This is a genomic window from Acinetobacter sp. 789_lipA, assembly GCF_058242845.1.
Map to the genome: position 1 here is coordinate 1,332,775 of NZ_JBZAYS010000001.1, position 17,088 is coordinate 1,349,862.

At 40.1% G+C, this 17,088-nt stretch carries 17 protein-coding genes, 1 tRNA gene and 1 pseudogene; 8 read left to right on the forward strand and 11 right to left on the reverse strand.

What is annotated here, in order from left to right; translation table 11 throughout:
• Positions 1-47: 47 nt before the first annotated feature.
• From yajC to AC4CUZ_RS06440, 8 genes and pseudogenes are all read right to left on the reverse strand, one after another.
• Positions 48-377 carry a preprotein translocase subunit YajC gene (gene yajC, locus AC4CUZ_RS06405; protein WP_004697692.1) on the reverse strand — a complete coding sequence of 110 codons (330 nt, stop codon included), beginning with the start codon at positions 375-377 and terminating at the stop codon, positions 48-50.
• A gap of 104 nt (positions 378-481) precedes the next feature.
• On the reverse strand, positions 482-1,612 hold the full coding sequence (gene tgt, locus AC4CUZ_RS06410) for a tRNA guanosine(34) transglycosylase Tgt (protein WP_004697695.1): 1,131 nt from the start codon (positions 1,610-1,612) through the stop codon (positions 482-484).
• A 320-nt stretch (positions 1,613-1,932) separates the two neighbouring features.
• Positions 1,933-2,502: a LemA family protein gene (locus AC4CUZ_RS06415; protein WP_183175187.1), complete on the reverse strand. Its 570-nt coding sequence runs from the start codon at positions 2,500-2,502 to the stop codon at positions 1,933-1,935.
• Between the two features lie 18 nt (positions 2,503-2,520).
• A pseudogene (locus AC4CUZ_RS06420) lies at positions 2,521-2,763 on the reverse strand (hypothetical protein); the annotation flags it as partial.
• Positions 2,759-3,253, reverse strand: coding sequence for an IS630 family transposase (locus AC4CUZ_RS06425; RefSeq protein WP_490747157.1), 495 nt, complete (start codon positions 3,251-3,253; stop codon positions 2,759-2,761). The gene AC4CUZ_RS06425 and the pseudogene AC4CUZ_RS06420, both read right to left, overlap by 5 nt.
• A gap of 47 nt (positions 3,254-3,300) precedes the next feature.
• Positions 3,301-3,606, reverse strand: coding sequence for an IS630 transposase-related protein (locus AC4CUZ_RS06430; protein ID WP_000122230.1), 306 nt, complete (start codon positions 3,604-3,606; stop codon positions 3,301-3,303).
• Between the two features lie 18 nt (positions 3,607-3,624).
• A complete protein-coding gene (locus tag AC4CUZ_RS06435) occupies positions 3,625-4,182 on the reverse strand; it encodes a hypothetical protein (protein ID WP_490747396.1) in 558 nt (185 codons plus the stop codon).
• A gap of 45 nt (positions 4,183-4,227) precedes the next feature.
• Positions 4,228-5,628, reverse strand: a complete 1,401-nt coding sequence (locus AC4CUZ_RS06440; protein ID WP_058951639.1) for an RNA-guided endonuclease InsQ/TnpB family protein — start codon at positions 5,626-5,628, stop codon at positions 4,228-4,230.
• A gap of 82 nt (positions 5,629-5,710) precedes the next feature.
• Between AC4CUZ_RS06440 and tnpA the strand changes: the two genes are divergently transcribed.
• The gene (gene tnpA, locus AC4CUZ_RS06445) at positions 5,711-6,178 is read left to right on the forward strand and encodes an IS200/IS605 family transposase (RefSeq protein ID WP_010327522.1); all 468 of its coding nucleotides are present in this window, start codon (positions 5,711-5,713) and stop codon (positions 6,176-6,178) included.
• Between the two features lie 18 nt (positions 6,179-6,196).
• Here tnpA and AC4CUZ_RS06450 read toward each other — a convergent pair whose 3' ends face one another.
• Together AC4CUZ_RS06450 and queA are read right to left on the reverse strand one after the other, a co-directional pair.
• Complete coding sequence (locus AC4CUZ_RS06450; protein WP_490748085.1) at positions 6,197-6,373, reverse strand: hypothetical protein; 177 nt, start codon at positions 6,371-6,373, stop codon at positions 6,197-6,199.
• A gap of 9 nt (positions 6,374-6,382) precedes the next feature.
• Complete coding sequence (queA, locus tag AC4CUZ_RS06455; protein WP_490747397.1) at positions 6,383-7,423, reverse strand: tRNA preQ1(34) S-adenosylmethionine ribosyltransferase-isomerase QueA; 1,041 nt, start codon at positions 7,421-7,423, stop codon at positions 6,383-6,385.
• Between the two features lie 184 nt (positions 7,424-7,607).
• Here queA and AC4CUZ_RS06460 point away from each other — a divergent pair.
• The 4 genes from AC4CUZ_RS06460 to AC4CUZ_RS06475 all read left to right on the forward strand — a co-directional run bounded on the left by AC4CUZ_RS06460 (position 7,608) and on the right by AC4CUZ_RS06475 (position 13,116).
• Positions 7,608-7,694, forward strand: a tRNA-Leu gene (locus AC4CUZ_RS06460).
• Positions 7,695-8,061: 367 nt separating this feature from the next.
• Positions 8,062-9,330 carry a sensor histidine kinase gene (locus tag AC4CUZ_RS06465; protein WP_005401695.1) on the forward strand — a complete coding sequence of 423 codons (1,269 nt, stop codon included), beginning with the start codon at positions 8,062-8,064 and terminating at the stop codon, positions 9,328-9,330.
• An 81-nt stretch (positions 9,331-9,411) separates the two neighbouring features.
• A complete protein-coding gene (glnE, locus tag AC4CUZ_RS06470; RefSeq protein WP_490747398.1) occupies positions 9,412-12,156 on the forward strand; it encodes a bifunctional [glutamate--ammonia ligase]-adenylyl-L-tyrosine phosphorylase/[glutamate--ammonia-ligase] adenylyltransferase in 2,745 nt (914 codons plus the stop codon).
• Positions 12,157-12,189: 33 nt separating this feature from the next.
• Positions 12,190-13,116: a branched-chain amino acid transaminase gene (locus tag AC4CUZ_RS06475; protein WP_078425681.1), complete on the forward strand. Its 927-nt coding sequence runs from the start codon at positions 12,190-12,192 to the stop codon at positions 13,114-13,116.
• A 51-nt stretch (positions 13,117-13,167) separates the two neighbouring features.
• On the opposite strand, the gene AC4CUZ_RS06480 is transcribed toward AC4CUZ_RS06475, so the two are convergent.
• A complete protein-coding gene (locus AC4CUZ_RS06480; protein ID WP_078425682.1) occupies positions 13,168-14,337 on the reverse strand; it encodes a nucleotide sugar dehydrogenase in 1,170 nt (389 codons plus the stop codon).
• Positions 14,338-14,511: 174 nt separating this feature from the next.
• Here AC4CUZ_RS06480 and AC4CUZ_RS06485 point away from each other — a divergent pair, with 174 nt between their 5' ends.
• The 3 genes from AC4CUZ_RS06485 to AC4CUZ_RS06495 are packed head-to-tail and all read left to right on the forward strand — an operon-like array spanning position 14,512 to position 17,056.
• Positions 14,512-15,282: a glycosyltransferase gene (locus tag AC4CUZ_RS06485; protein WP_078425683.1), complete on the forward strand. Its 771-nt coding sequence runs from the start codon at positions 14,512-14,514 to the stop codon at positions 15,280-15,282.
• Between the two features lie 35 nt (positions 15,283-15,317).
• Positions 15,318-16,301 carry a Stealth CR1 domain-containing protein gene (locus AC4CUZ_RS06490; RefSeq protein WP_058870288.1) on the forward strand — a complete coding sequence of 328 codons (984 nt, stop codon included), beginning with the start codon at positions 15,318-15,320 and terminating at the stop codon, positions 16,299-16,301.
• Positions 16,298-17,056, forward strand: coding sequence for a glycosyltransferase family 25 protein (locus tag AC4CUZ_RS06495; protein WP_078425684.1), 759 nt, complete (start codon positions 16,298-16,300; stop codon positions 17,054-17,056). Before AC4CUZ_RS06490 ends, AC4CUZ_RS06495 begins: the two co-directional genes overlap by 4 nt.
• Positions 17,057-17,088: the final 32 nt, after the last annotated feature.

Consider the following 17,088-nt stretch of genomic DNA (forward strand, 5'->3'; position numbering starts at 1 on the left):
TTCTTAAAATGAAAAAAGTCGTGCGGATGCACGACTAATTTTTTTGATTAAAGGTTATTTAATGTGCCTTCAGGAAGAACTGAAATCACACTTGCGCGTTGAATTTTTACATCTACACCGCGGCTCAGTTCAACCACTGCAAAGTCACCTTCGAGTTTAGTGATTTTACCCATTAAGCCACCAGCAAATACCACTTCGCTGCCTACGCCAAGACTTTCAACCAAAGAGCGGTGCTCTTTGGCACGTTTTGCTTGAGGGCGCCAAATTAAGAAGTAGAAGATTGCAATAAAAACAGCAATCATCAATAAGTTTGCGACCATACTTGGTTGTTGTGCAGCTTCACCCGCTGCGTGAGCTGTAGAAATAAAAAGGCTCATTTCAAATTCCTAAACTAAAAAAACGGTGACCAACGAATTGATCATAAATAGACTTGTTCTGCAATTTACCTTGTCTTTTTACCAAGCGCAAATGCTCACAACAATTAATCTTGGGGGCAAGGTGGAACTTCTAAACCACGACGTGCATAAAAATCTTCAACAAAGGCATCAAAGCGATCATTATCCAATGCATCACGAATGTCTTGAGTGAAGCGTTGGTAGTAACGTAAGTTGTGAATAGTACCGAGCATTGAACCCAGCATTTCACCACATTTTTCCAAATGGAATAAATAAGCGCGAGTAAAGTTGGTACAGGTATAACAGTCGCAGTGTGGATCAAGCGGACTTTGATCATGACGGTATTTGCTGTTACGGATACGTACTAAACCATCGGTCACAAAATAATGTCCATTTCGGGCATTACGTGTAGGCATGACACAGTCAAACATATCGACGCCACGGCGGATGCCTTCTACGATGTCCTCAGGTTTACCCACGCCCATCAGGTAGCGCGGTTTGTCTGCTGGCATTTTTTCTGGAAGATAATCCAGCACTTTAATCATTTCTTCTTTCGGTTCGCCGACGGACAGACCACCAATGGCATAACCGTCAAAACCAACTTCAAGCAAGCCTTTTAAAGACTCATCACGTAAGTCTTCATACATACCACCTTGAATAATGCCGAATAGCGCATTTTTATTTTCAAGCACATCATGATGCTGAGTCTTACAACGCTTTGCCCAACGCAATGACAATTGTAGAGACTTTTGCGCTTCTTCATGCGTTGCAGGATAAGGCGTACATTCGTCAAAAATCATCACGATGTCAGAGTTCAATGTATGTTGGATGTCCATTGAGATTTCAGGAGACAAAAATACTTTAGAACCGTCAATTGGAGAGCGGAACGTTACGCCATCTTCTTTAATTTTACGCATCGCGCCCAAACTGAAGACTTGGAAGCCGCCTGAATCGGTTAGAATGGGTTTATCCCACTTCATGAATTTATGCAGACCGCCGTGCTCTTTAATCACTTCAAGGCCAGGGCGTAGGTAAAGATGGAAGGTGTTGCCTAAAATAATTTGCGCTTTGATGTCTTCAATATCACGCGGGAGCATGCCTTTCACCGTACCATAAGTACCGACAGGCATGAACACAGGGGTTTCAACCACACCATGCTCTAAAGTTAAACGACCACGACGGGCGCGACCCGACTGACCTAATTTTTCAAACTTCATAAAATATCCTGAACAAGAGCAAAGCACTGCTCTGCTCTGCTTGCAGTGCAAGAGCGAAAAAACAGTTCGCCGCTAAAAGGAGGCTATTTTCCTTGATTATGCAAATAAACACCAGTGTTGTAACACTTTTAACGCAAAGCTTTTCTGTACGAAATTGTGTGCGGTGACAACGGTTTTGATTTGAGTATGTTGGGGAGAGTGGGAGATGAATTGCCGTGGCATAGCAAGCGATAGCTGCCAGAAGTGAAGTAAATGTAGATATTAAAAAAGGCAATCAAAATGAGTGCCTTGGATGTGTTCTTTGTGTTAGCGCGATCTTTTTAGTTGAAATTGGGACGGTAATCAAAATTTTGCAGCGCAGCAGCGTCACGGAATGGACGCACAGCTTTTTTACCGACAGTCATGGTGTTTACAATGTTGTTGGGAAAGATTTGAATGTGGTTGTTAAACAGTTCGACATTGCGGTTAAAGATGCTGATCGCAGCACCGACATTTTCGTTTTGCTCTTCAATTTCATTCATCATTTTTAGATAAATATCATTGGCTTTAAGTTCAGGGTAGTTTTCGACCACAACATTGAGGCTGCGCATCAGCTCTTGGTTTAATGCTTCGATACGTTGTAACTGATTGACATCTGTATTGTTTAAGTTCAGGTTGAGAATGTTCTGACGGAGCTCAGTGACTTTTTCCAAGGTGCCTTTTTCAAAGCTGGAGTATTGTTCGACCAGAGGCTCTAAGCCATCTAGAATTTTTATTTTCTGGCGCTCATAGGTTGCTACATCCGACCATGCGCGAATGGTTGCATTGTGGTGTCGCATAATATTATTGCGAATGACGATTACGCCAAACACGATTGCAATAATAATCAAGAAGAAAATCAATAGCCCCATACAGTCCTCAAACAGCAAAATGTCATTGATTTTTTTTGCTTTGCTGGAGATTTCAAACAGGTTTTGTGGGCTGATATAGCACAAGATATTTTTTTCAGGATGAAAAAGTAAATCGCCTTCACGGGAACGGAAAAAATCGGCAGTACGCAGTACAAATGCAGGGGAGAGAAGTTTGGCCATCTGCATCTGGTCAGCACCAAAAAATTTGAGTTTCTGGTTAATCTGAATATCACTACTATGCCACGGAAAGCTATAGTCAAACTACTTTATTATTCATACAAGATTCGAAAAAAACTCGAAATAACTCATCGACTGAGTCGATCAACCATTCTTTACGCTTACGTTTAACCCATGCCCACATCTGTTCTATAGGATTTAAATCAGGGCTGTATGCAGGAAGCCAAAGAATTTTATGCCCTTGTTGTTCCAATAACTCCTGAATATCTGCTCTTTTATGAAATGCTGCATTATCCATAACCACTACACTATTTTCTGGTAATGCCGGTATGAGGAATTGCTCAATCCAAAAATGAAAAACATCTGAATTGATTTTGCAGTCAAATAAACCGACTGAAAATAACTTACCCTCATGGATTGCTCCAATGGCATTGGTCTGATTCTTTAATTGCCAATTATATTGCCATAAACAGGGTACTCCTTTTCGTGAGTAGCCATGAGGTCTATAATCATGTGACTTAAAACCACTTTCATCCAGATAAATAATCGGATGGTTTTTTTCTAATTCATTCACTTGCAGAATAAATTTATCCCTAAGCTTTGTATCTGCTTTAGGATGGCTTAACGTCTTTTTTTAACTGTAATATTTAAGCGCTTTAATGCAGCACCAATAGATGAAACACCACAATTAAAACGTGCAGCACGTTCATATTGATAAGCATCAGGATACTTTTCAACATCTTCACGTAAAGCATCATCGTTAATTTTAGAAGGTTTACGTACACGAGTTTTTTTAATCTCTATACGTTTCTTCCATTCAACAATGGTATTTTTATTAATTTCAAATTGTGCAGCTACCGCTCGAATAGAATAACCTTCCTCAAGCTTAGCTAAAATTTTACGTCTAAAATGTTCTGAATAACTCATTGCACCATTGTATTGGTTTTATAATGATTTGACTATATAAGGGTAATAGAATTTTTTATTGTATGCGGTAATCGCGAGTCCTTGCGTGGGTACTTCAAAGACAAAACATCCCCATAAGTCTTTATGCACTTCTTTCACTTTTAACTCATTGCCATCTTTATCACGTACGCGAATTTCATCAACAAAATGATATTGAAACAGCAAAACCTGATGTTGTTGTCCTGCTTCATCCTGCCAAGTGGTACTGGCATAGTAAGGAATATCGTTGCTGATGGTGCCTTGGTTAAAAATTGGAAACAGCTGCTTTAAATGGGCAATAAAAAATGCAGGTTGTAGGATCACGCCAATATGCTGTGGAGGGGTAAACTCGTTGAGCTGGTATTTTTTATGAATGATTTGTTTTTCGAGATAGTCGATGATCTCTTCAAGCGGATCATCTTGCTCATAACTTAAATAGGCCCAAAGCAAACAGCCCAAGCCGAATAAAAAGCTGAATAAGGTCCAAATATGCTCTCCGACAAAGAACACATGCACAATAAAAAAAATGCCGACTATTCCAAGTAGAATAGGCAGCACATTATGAACTACTCGCAGCTAAAGCAACGAGTTTCTGAAAGCAACTTAAGCTGCAATCATCTCTTTTGACGTTTCATCGGCAATGCGAGAAAGAGTTTTAACACTCTTTTTCGTCTTACGACTACCTCCACGCCCACTAGAGGAAGACATTAAGCCTTTCTCCAACACCGTTCCAGTGTCTAAAATTAATTTTATTGCTCGGCTTTTTATCACTTTGGATGCGTTTTTATCCGCATTATCAGTGTGACCACAACTCACGCATTTAAACTTTTCTTGAGTTTTGCGATTGTCGGGATGAGTGTGACCGCATGAAGCACACTCCTGACTTGTGTAAGCTGCCTGAACCTTAAATACAGCTTTTCCTAAACGAATGGCTTTGTATTTAACATATGCCTCAAGCATATACCAACCAACATTTAGAATTGCTTTATTTAAACCTGCTTTTGCCTTTGCCTTGTTGGGGATAAATCGACCTAATTCATCCTTTTTAGGGTTTGGCTTTTTCGTCATTTTTTGAGTATTTAACTTCTCAAAAATGAATACTTTATTTCGCTCATTGCTTACTAGGCTATGGCTAGTCTTGTGATTGAAATCCTTTCGGATATTGGCTTTCTTAGCGTGATGGATCGCAATACGGTGCTTGGTTTTAGCTCTACGGTTTGACCCTTTTTGCTGTTTGGCTAACTTGCGCTGTAATCGTTTAATGTAGCGCTCAGCTTTGGTTAGATGGTTCTTTTGTTCCCTGGTAAAATCAAATTCTTGCGCTGGTGTACAAACAGGGATTGCCACGCCACGATCAATACCAACAACGTGCTTATTTAGTTCATTGGCATCAGTATCACTTAATAATGCTAATTGCTTTTCCAGGTACTTATCTTCATTGAATTTTTTGCCATCAAAATCCTCCATCTCAATTCCATCTTCATAGCAGAATGAAACAAAGTATTGACCACGCTCTTTACGGATATAAAGAGATTTTGGCTCATTAAAATCGGCATGTTTATTGAAGCTCAGATAGCCAATATTGTATTTACGACCACCAATTTGGAGTCGTGTTTTACCAAATTGATCTTTCTCGAAAGAGAACAGGTCACGAGTCAGGTAGATGCTACCTTTATCGGTTTTGGCTTTGCGCTTTGGTCGGCCACAAATCCCCTTGGTTGATTTTTTGAGGGTGTTGTACCAATTCACAGTCGAGTTCTTGAGAATGGTACTTGGACATTTATCAAGCCATGGGGTCAGTTCTTCTGACTTAAACTGAGCGTATTTCTGATCTTGAGTATCAAAATACTGCTTAAACGGTGTGAACTTACGAGCAAAACCTCGGAAATACTTATCCTCATCACATTTAGCATTCCAAGCAAATCTCGCACAGCCCATCCATTGGCTCAGAATTAACTTCTGTTCCTCTGTTGGGTATGCTCGAAATTTAATGCCTGAAATCATTACTAAGTGAAGTGTTCTTGCTATTTATATGCTGGAATTTTATACTATCTTTTATCTTAAGTAAATCTAGTATGTGATAAAAATGTATGAGTGGAGAACAGGTAGAAGCTGTATTTTTAAGAATTATGTTCATCTAGTATTTGTAACTAAATACCGTAGAGATGTGCTAACCCAAGAAATGTTAGATTCATTAAAAGAAATAATGAAGGAAACCTGCGAACAAATGGATTGTGAGTTGATGGAGTTTAATGGCGAGGATGACCATGTTCACATGATGGTTAATGTTCACCCTAAAATTGCTATCTCTAATCTAGCTGGAAAACTAAAAGGGAAAAGTTCTTATTTGCTACGAAAAAGCTTTTGGGACTCAATTAAAACAAAGCTATGGGGTAATCATTTTTGGTCGCCTAGTTACTGTGTAGTTTCGTGTGGTGGTGCAAGCCTTGAAACGGTTAAACAGTACATTGAAAACCAAAGACAACCACCATCTGAAATAGCAGTTAAACGCTCAAAAAACCTGAGTGCTAAAAGTGGCTTGACTCGCCCCTAAAGAAGCGAGAATGCGCCACTAAACTTGTTCAAATTTAAGGGTAATCGGTGCTTTCCATGGATGCAACCGATCCAAGATTTCTTGGGCAGTGTCCGCACTCCGAGTAATGCCCCAAAGCTTGTCGATATTATCAAACACGACCTGATTCTTTTTACGTCGAATATGAATAGAATGTTTGATCGTATCGAGAGGCATGTGAGGTTCTTATTTGGGTTGAAGTTGGTCAACTAACATGGCATCGCCATAACTAAAGAAGCGGTACTGGTTTGCAACTGCATGTTGATAAGCCATCAAAATATTATCACGATTTGATAGCGCTGAAACCAACATCAAGAGAGTCGATTCAGGCAGATGGAAGTTGGTGATAAGACGATCCACCACTTTGAACTCATAACCTGGGTAGATAAAAATTTGGGTATCTCCAGTCCAAGCTTTGAGTTCACCATCATGTGCCTGCGCTGCACTTTCAACCGCACGTGTCGCTGTCGTTCCGACAGAAATGACTTTGTTGCCGCGAGCTTTGGTTTGGCGAATCAGCTCAACGGCGTGCTCTGGAACATCACACCATTCACTGTGCATAATGTGATTGGCAATGTCATTGGTACGTACAGGCAGAAAGGTGCCAGCGCCGACGTGTAAAGTGACAAATGTTTTCTGAATACCTTTGGCTTCAAGTTGATCCAACAGCTTTTGGTCGAAGTGTAAGCTTGCGGTAGGTGCAGCGACACTGGCTAACTTGGTTGGATCATTAAATACTGTTTGATAACGCTCGGTATCAATGGCTTCAGCTTCACGATTGAAGTAGGGAGGGATCGGAAGTTGTCCGTATAAATCCAGCACCGTTAAAATTGGCTGGGAAAACTCCACAATAAATAAATTTTCATGACGACCTAGCACCGTGACTTTAACGGCATCTGGACCAATAAAGAGCTCAGCGCCCGCTTTGGGTGTGTTGCTGGCTTTGATGTGGCAGTGTGCAATAAATGCATCTTGCATGCGTTCAACCAGAACTTCGACAGCTCCGCCGCTGGCACGTTTGCCTTTGAGACGTGCTTTCATCACTTTGGTGTCATTTAAGACCAGTAAATCACCAGTATCGAGCAAATCTAAAATGTCGGTGAATTGAAAGTCATGATGCTGACCTTGAGCATCGAGGTGTAACAGTCGAGAAGCACTGCGCGTGTCTAAAGGATAACGGGCAATGAGTTCATCAGGGAGGTCGAAATTAAAATCAGAAAGTTGCATGATGGGAAAGCAGCGTCAAAATAAAGGAGATCAAAATTGCGCTTAGTATATGCGTTTTTGTTGAAAAACGCTGAAATTGCACAAATATAAAGCTAAAAAATCAAATATGACTTAAAAATAGCCAATCATCACCAACTTGCGTTGACAAGTTTTCCAAAAAGTTTAATATACGCATCAACACCTTCCCGAGGTGGTGAAATTGGTAGACGCGGCGGACTCAAAATCCGCTGTCAGAGATGACGTGTCGGTTCGAGTCCGACCCTCGGGACCAGATGAAAAGGAAACCCCTTAAGCATATACAGACTTAAGGGGGTTTTTTATTGTCTGAAATTTAACATTTGAATTAAATCGCCGTAAAACATTACAGGTGGCTTAAAGCAATTCAATGTTCGGTGTGGGTTTGGTTGATTATTTCCTCATATGATGGACTCAAAATTTTGTTTTAATCATTCTGATAAATAACGATTTTTCAAAAAGCAAAACCAGTCACAAGATAAAAGTCTGACATAATTGATTTTTTTGTTAAATGCCACGCTTGTATTGTTGTATTTTTATATTGTTTTAATGTTGAAAATTTGCTAATAAATAGAAGTAAATAATAGGTTTGTGCCGAAAAAATCACAAAAGATGAGGCAGAAATGGGTATTCAATTGCTAGATGTCGGGTCTGATACAGAACAGTTAAGTGCTTGTCACTTATCTTTATTGTTGGGCGTGAACAGTAATGACAATAAAATTAAGAGCTTTCTCAAATTTGCGCGAAAAATTTTAGGTGCACATGCCGCTATTTTAACGTTTAGCAATGAACCTTATAGTTGGTATGCGGGCAAACACGCATTCAATGCTTTTCAGTTACCCGCTGAAGCCAATTTTGCTACTCATTTTGAAGGGAATATCACGATTGATGTCCTGCATCGCCATTATCATCATCTTTCTCGGCAGGTGAGTGCTTTAGGGTTTAAACATCAGCGGATCATCGCATTGGATTTAAAGGTATCGGATAAATCTGTAGGGCAAGTGATTTTCTTTGATGAGCAGTTGGACGCTTTTACGCAGGATGCTGTAGAAAATGTCTATGAACTGGCCTCTGGTTTTCTCAATCTGCTACATTTGCGCATGGAAAATGCGGAGCTCAAAGAGTTGTATGAACAACAGGTGGCTATGAATGTCAGTAAAACTAAATTTTTCCAAATTATTGCACATGACTTAAGGGCGCCTTTCCATGGCTTAATTGGTTTCTCAGAAGTGTTGGCTGAAGAGCGCAAAAGTTTGGATGAGTCGGGTGTGCAAAGCATTGCAGATTATTTGCATGATACCGCACAATCGACTTATAGCTTGTTGGAGAGTTTACTGAATTGGGCGATGGCAGAAAGCGGACGCTTTGTTTATCACCCCATCCATTACAAACTTAAGCAGTCGTCTCAAATTGTTTTTGATGTGTTGCATGCGTTGGCTATCAATAAAAATATTCAACTGATTGACCGTGTCCCCGACGATTTAAAAATTTTTGCAGATATCAATATGGTGACCTCGGTGATCCAAAACTTGGTCTCAAATGCGCTGAAATTTACCCATATGCATGGCGAAGGTGTTGTGACGATTGATGCCAAACAACGTGATGACTTTATCGATATCTACATTCAAGATACGGGTCTAGGTATGACCTTGGGGCAAATTGAATCTTTGTTTGAACCGAAACTAACTGTTAGTTTTAAGGGGACAGCAGGGGAGAAAGGGACTGGTCTAGGTCTGGTGTTGTGTAAGCGTTTTGTTGACTTAAATAAAGGTGAAATTTCAGTCACATCGAAAGAAGGTGTAGGTTCAACTTTTATCGTCAGCCTGCCACGTTCGAACAGCGCACATCAAGCATTGTCACTTGCGACATCCCAGCAAGAATTTAGTGAATAATCATACTTTTCTTATAAAATAATTCGCCTAATCTCATGATCTGCTGTTATAAATAACCAAAACAATCCGAAAGAGTCGATCATGAATGCTGAGCAATTGCAAAAGACATTGCGCGCAAGTCAATATGCGGAACAAGTCCTATCTATACATCAGGTTTATCTTGAACAAGATTATGCAATTGATCAATTTTCTCAGCCATTGACCACCGAACAAATTTTCGATGTCGTTCAAAACACCTTAAAAGAGATCAGTGATGAAAGCACATGGATGCGCACCATCCGAATTTTACGTGCGCGTTTAATGTTTCGCTGGATTTGGCAGGATGCCAACCAACTGATCGATGTGATGGAGTTAACACGGGAGTTATCTGATTTTGCTGATGCAGCCATTTGTGTGGCAAAAGCGTTTGCCTTAGCGCCATTGGTGGCTAAACATGGTCAGCCTGTGGGCTATAACCATAAAATTCAAGATTTAATTGTGGTTGCGATGGGGAAGCTCGGTGCACAAGAGTTGAACCTATCCAGTGATATCGACTTGATTTTTGCCTTTGATGAGCAAGGTGAAACAGATGGTCGTAAATGTATTGATGTACAACAGTTTTGCATTTTATGGGGTCAGAAGCTCATTTACTTGTTGGACCATATCACGGCTGATGGTTTTGTCTTCCGTGTGGATATGCGCTTACGTCCTTGGGGTGATGGTTCTGCACTGGCTATTAGTCATGCGGCGCTGGAGAAGTATTTAAGCCAGCATGGGCGCGAGTGGGAGCGCTATGCGTGGATTAAGGCGCGGATTGTGACAGGGGGCAAAGAGGGGGATGAGTTGTTGGACATGACACGTCCTTTCGTATTCCGTAAGTATGTCGATTACACCGCTTTTGAAGCCATGCGCGAAATGAAAGCCATGATTGAGCGTGAAGTATTACGCCGAAATATCGAAGATGATATTAAGCTGGGTGCGGGTGGTATTCGTGAAGTCGAATTTATTGTGCAGGTGTTTCAGCTGATTTATGGTGGGGCAAAGTTAGAATTACAAGACCGTCAATGTTTAGTGAGCTTACATCATTTGGGTGAAGTGGGTTTACTGGATGGTCAAGCGGTCGGTGAGTTGGAAGATGCCTACTTATTTCTGCGCCGTGTAGAACATGCCATTCAAGCTTTAAATGATCAACAAACCCAGTCTTTGCCAACAGAACCAGAACTCAGACAAAGGATGATTGACACCTTGGGTTTTGTCAGTTGGGATGCATTTATTGAGTACTTAAACCAAAAGCGCGCCAAAGTTATTTACCAATTTGAGCATTTAATTAAAGAAAAAGAACATGACCCTTTCGTAGAAAGCTTTAGTCAGTTAGAAGCGCGTTTAAATGAGGTGTTGGATGCGAATGCAAAAAACCTCATTCATGAATTTTGGAATGGTCATGCGCTGAAAAAACTGCCTGCAAAAGCGGTGCAACGCTTAAAAATGTTTTGGCCGCATTTGATTGAAGCGATTTTACAGTCAGATAAGCCGCAAGCCGCGTTGCTACGCCTCATGCCGTTGGTCGAGTCGGTAATGCGACGCACCGTATATTTGGTCATGTTGATTGAGAGTAAAGGGGCGTTACAGCGTTTGGTGAAAATGGCAACCGTAAGTCCATGGATTTGTGAAGAATTGACTCATTATCCAGTACTCTTGGATGAATTTTTGTCCATGGACTTTGAGCTGCCGCGCCGTCAAGATTTGGAGGATTCTCTACGTCAACAGTTGCTTCGTATTGAGCTTGATGACGTTGAAGATTTGATGCGTGTGCTGCGTCTATTTAAAAAATCCAATGTTTTGGCAGTTGCTGCTAGTGATGTTTTGGCTGAAAGTCCGTTAATGAAAGTATCCGATGCCTTGACCGATATTGCAGAAGTTTCGGTCAGTACAACTTTAAATTTGGCTTACCAAATGACGGCAAAGAAACATGGTTATCCGCTCGATGTTGAAGGACAGCGCTGTTCGATCGATCATTTGGCATTTGCTGTGGTGGGGTATGGAAAAGTTGGCGGGATTGAGCTGGGTTATGGCTCGGACTTAGATCTGGTCTTTATTCATTATATGGATGAGCAAGCCGATACAGATGGGCTGAAGTCGATCAGTGGATTTGAGTTTGCAATGCGTGTTGCACAGAAATTTATGTCGCTGATGACTACGCAGACCCTCGATGGTCGGGTTTATGAAATCGATACGCGCTTACGCCCATCGGGTGAAGCGGGGGTGTTGGTCACTAGTTTAAAAGCCTTTGAGCAATATCAGTTGAAAAATGCATGGGTCTGGGAGCATCAAGCATTGGTACGTGCTCGCTCGATTGCGGGTGAGCAAAGTTTGCGTGATAAGTTTGAAGCATTGCGCTGTCGGATTTTGACGCAGCCACGTGATGAAGAAAATGTACGCGCAGAAGTGCTGAAGATGCGTCAAAAAATGAAAGACCATTTGGGTTCTTCTAAAGAACAACAAAAAGATGGAATTTTTCATTTAAAACAAGACGCAGGTGGTATCGTCGATATCGAATTTATGGCACAGTATGCTGTGTTGGCATGGAGCGGATCTCATCCAGATCTTGCCCATTATTCCGACAATGTACGAATCCTTGAAGACGCCGCAAAAGCCAGTTGCTTATCCAGTGACGATGCGACTGCATTGATTCAAGCTTATCTCAGTGAACGAGCCGAGAGCCACCGTTTAGCCCTTGCGAATCAATCCATGCAAGTAAATGCTGCGGACTGGCGCGATACCCGAGTGATCGTTTGCAAATTATGGCAAAGATTAATTGATCCAAGCTCAATCGTGAGCATTGGGTAACATGACTGTGTATATAAATTTGGAGTGTGTGTCATGAATTTGGCTGATCGTGATGGTTTTATTTGGCAAGATGGACAATTGGTTGACTGGCGTGAGGCAAAAACTCACGTATTAACACATACCTTGCACTACAGCATGGGTGTGTTTGAAGGTGTCCGTGCCTATGAAACACCGAATGGCACGGCTATTTTCCGTTTAAAAGAACACACTAAGCGTTTATTGAACTCTGCAAAAATTTATCAAATGAAAGTCCCATTTGATCAAGCAACACTAGAGCAAGCTCAAATTGATGTGGTTCGTGAAAATAAATTAGCGTCTTGCTACTTGCGCCCAATTATTTTTATTGGTTCGGAAAAATTAGGTATTGCTGCAACAGACAATACCATTCATGCGGTGGTTGCTGCGTGGAGTTGGGGTGCGTACCTTGGTGATGAAGCAATGGCGAAAGGTATTCGTGTAAAAACCTCATCGTTTACCCATCACCATCCAAACGTGACGATGTGTAAAGCGAAAGCGTCGGGTAACTACACCCTGTCAATTTTAGCTCACCAAGAAGTAGCGCACTCAGGTTATGACGAAGCAATGCTGCTCGACCCTCAAGGTTATGTATGTCAAGGTTCTGGCGAAAACGTATTCTTGGTGAAAGATGGTGTTTTACATACGCCAGATATTGCAGGTGGTGCACTTGATGGTATTACGCGTCAAACCATTATTACCATCGCAAAAGACTTGGGCTATGACGTGGTTGAGCGTCGTATTACACGTGATGAATTCTACATTGCAGATGAAGCATTCTTTACAGGTACAGCTGCTGAAGTGACGCCTATTCGTGAATATGATGACCGTGAAATTGGTTCAGGTACGCGTGGTCCTATTACTGAACAAATTCAAACCACATTCTTTAATGCGGTTAAGGGTGAAGACCCGAAATACGCACACTGGTTAACTTATGTAAAATAAGTAATTAGGTGGAAAAGGGCTCTTCGGAGCCCTTTTTTGTTGGTCTTCAGTTTAGTCATCGATACCGAAAATATCTCGAGTGTAGAGTTTATTTTGGACGTCATTTAGTTCTGATGTTTGACGATTGCTAATAATTAAGTCAGCGACTTGCTTAAATTTTTTGAGATCGCGAATAACTTTACTATTGGCAAATTTTTTTTCTGAAATATTTGGCTCGTAAATAATCACCTTGATGCCTTGCGCCTTAATTCGGCGCATAATTCCTAAAATTGCGGATGAGCGAAAATTATCAGATCCTGATTTCATGATTAAACGGTAAATACCAACTACTTTGGGATTTTTTTGAATAATCGTTTCAGCAATGAAATCCTTGCGGGTTCTATTTGCATCTACAACTGCTTGAATTAAGTTACTTGGGACTTGCTCATAATTTGCTAAAAGTTGTTTAGTGTCTTTGGGGAGGCAATATCCACCATAGCCAAAAGAAGGATTGTTGTAAAACTTTCCAATACGCGGATCAAGACACACGCCATCAATAATTTGACGAGTATCTAAATCAAAAACTTGAGCATAGGTGTCAAGTTCATTGAAATAAGCGACACGCATGGCGAGATAAGTATTGGCAAATAATTTGATAGCCTCTGCTTCAGTGGAGTGAGTAAATAGTACAGGGCAGTCTTTTTTAATGGCACTATTAAGAAAGAGTTGTGCCAATGTTTCAGCACGTTCCGATTGCTCACCTATAATAATTCGAGAAGGGTAAAGATTATCCTGAAGTGCTTTGCCCTCACGTAAGAATTCTGGTGAAAAAATAATATTGTTTGTGTTAAATCGCAGTCGCATTCTTTGTGTAAAGCCGACAGGTACTGTCGATTTAATGATGATGGTGGCAAGTGGGTTAGTGTGCTGGATATCGTGAATGACTTGCTCCACACTTGAAGTGTCAAATTGATTGGTGATGGTGTCGTAATTGGTGGGCGTTGCAATCAGAATAACCTCAGCATTGATGTAACTATCTATTTTATTTGACGTTGCTTTAAAATGAAGGTTTTCATTTTCTAGGAATAATGAGATGTCTTTATCTTGAATTGGGGAGATTTTTTGATTTAACTGATGAATACGATTTTCATCGATATCAAATGCAGTGACACAGTGCTGTTGCGCTAAGATCAAAGCATTAGAGAGTCCAACATAGCCTAAACCGACCACTGTAATTTTCATTCTGTTGATTCTGAATTATTTTATAATACGGTGCAGGAGCAAGATGTCACGTAAATGAACAATACATTTCAGTTTAATTACCGTGTAATTACTTGGGATTTTATGGCTCTAATCTTCAATCAAACCTAGACTATGTTATGATGCAAAATACTATGTAGATCGGTAGTTTCAAGCATGTCTATACATGAAAATGATGACGTTTTAAATACAACAGAGCAACAAAATCAGAATATTGTGCTGTGTATGAAGTGGGGGACCAAATATGGTTCGGACTACGTTAATCGCTTGTATAACATGGTAAAACGCCACACTACTGTTGACTTTAAAATGGTGTGTTTAACTGACCGTACCGATGGTATTGATCCTGCTGTACAGTGTTTTCCTATTCCTCCATTAGCACTTCCAGAGGGGAGCCCTGAACGTGGCTGGAATAAATTGTCTACGTTTGAGCCAGATCTTTATGGTTTAAAAGGCAATGCGCTCTTTTTAGACTTGGATGTCGTGATTGTTGATAACATCGATAGTTTCTTTACCCATTCTGGGGATTTTCTGATTATTCATGACTGGAAGCGTCCTTGGCGTATTACGGGGAATAGTTCAGTTTACCGTTTTAAGTTGGGTGCTTTTCCAGGATTGATGCCATATTTTCGTGAGCATTTTGATGAAATTCGTCAAAAGTTCCGCAATGAGCAAGCTTATTTGTCTTGGTATGTCGATCAAGAGAAAAAGCTCTCTTACTGGCCTGACAGTTGGTGTAAAAGTTATAAGTATCATTGCTTGCAAAAAATACCTTTGGCGTACTTTAAAGCACCCGTAAAACCCGAAGGTGCAAAAATTATTGTTTTCCATGGGGAAATTAATCCACCTGATGCAGTAAATGGTGGTGGTGGCAAGTGGTATCGTTACGTCTTGCCATCAGATTGGATTAAAGAGGCTTGGCATTAAAAACCCAATGTTGGTTTACTTTTGATTAGAAAATTATGAAAAAACTAGATTTTGTTATTGCTTGGGTTGATGGAAGTGATGAAAATCATCGATTGAAACGTCAACAATTTCAACCTGAAAATGTTGTAAAAGGTGCAGCGGAAGACACTCGATTTGCCCATAATGATGAAATCTATTTTTCGATTGCTTCAATTCTGAAATATGTTCCGTATTGTGGAACGATTTACATTATAACTGATCACCAACAGCCGAGTTTTGTTGGGGAGTTTGAAGCGCAGGGGCTATGTCGCTCTGGTCAAATTCAAGTGGTTGATCATCAAGAAATATTTAGAAATTACCAACAGTATTTACCTACTTTCAATTCACTTACAATTGAAACGATGCTTTGGAATATTCCAAATTTATCGCAATATTTCATTTATTTAAATGACGATTTTTTCTTTAATGCACCATCTAAAATCAGTGATTTCTTGCTCGATGATTATATTAAGATTTATGGGCACTGGTCTAATAATTTATTAGTTAAAACTAAATTTAATATACGTAAAGGGTTGAATAAATATTTTGCTAAACCCTTAGCGCCTAAATATACGGTTGCTCAGATGTTGAGTGCGGAGTTGTGTGGGATGAGCCGCTATTTTGAGATTCATCATCGACCACATGTTTTAGATAAAATATTATTTCAAAAATACTTTGAAGCCCATCCATCTGTTTTAGAAAAGCAAATTTCCTATCGTTTTCGTAGTGCCTTACAGTTTTTACCTGTAGGGCTCAATAATCATTTAAAAATTAAGTACAAACAAGCTGAGCTTTTTAATGATATCGAAATTGCATATTTGAAAAATGAAACATCAATTGAATTATTTTTAAAAAATTTGAATAATTCTAATGTTAAATTTGGTTGTATCCAAAGTTTAGATCAATTTGAAGAGAAACAATTTCAAAAAATATCATCAGCTTTGAATTTGAAATTTAAAGACTATTTACCTAAATCTATTGCTTTTAAGAGTCCATCATGAAAGTTGTTACTTATTTGATTAATTTGGATGGCAGTCAAGAACGACTTGAGCGAGCAACGCAGCAGCTGAATCAAGTCAACTGGCCTTTTGAGCGCTTTTCTGCAGTCGATGGTCGTGGTAAAGATTTAACTGAATTTGCAAACTACGATGATCAAGGGGCGAACGACGTACTCGGTCGCAGATTGATGAATTCAGAATTGGGCTGCTATTTAAGTCATTATGGCTGTGCGGAACAATTTTTAAGTACGGATGCTGATTATTTGGTGGTACTTGAAGATGATATGAAAATCAACCAAGACTTCAAAGACAAACTTGATGGTGTGATTGAGTATCTCGATCAGCATAAAGAGCTGGATTGGTATCTGATTAATATTGCAGCCAAAAAGAAAAAACTGAGCAAAGATATTACGAATATTGATGGCATGAGTTTATGGCACGCTTTTTATTTTCCTATTCGTGGTCTCGGTTTAGTTTGGTCGCGCAAAGGTGCAGAAGCATTTATACAAGCAGGAAAATCAATGACCATGCCTGTTGATATTTTCTTCCAAACCTGGCTCAGTAAAAATGGTAAAGGTTTGAGTGTATGGCCAGCCTTGGTAAGGCCCGCTGGTTTAGACAGTGATATTTTGGGAACTGTAGCCGCACAAGGAATTTCTCGTAAAGAAAAAGAAGGTCGAAGCTTTTCTTATGGGATTAAAAAACAAAAACGAATGTGGCGCGACAAATTTTATGCAGTGAAGCATAAGTATTTGTAATTGTCCTAAGGTGTTTCGATACAAGGCTAAAT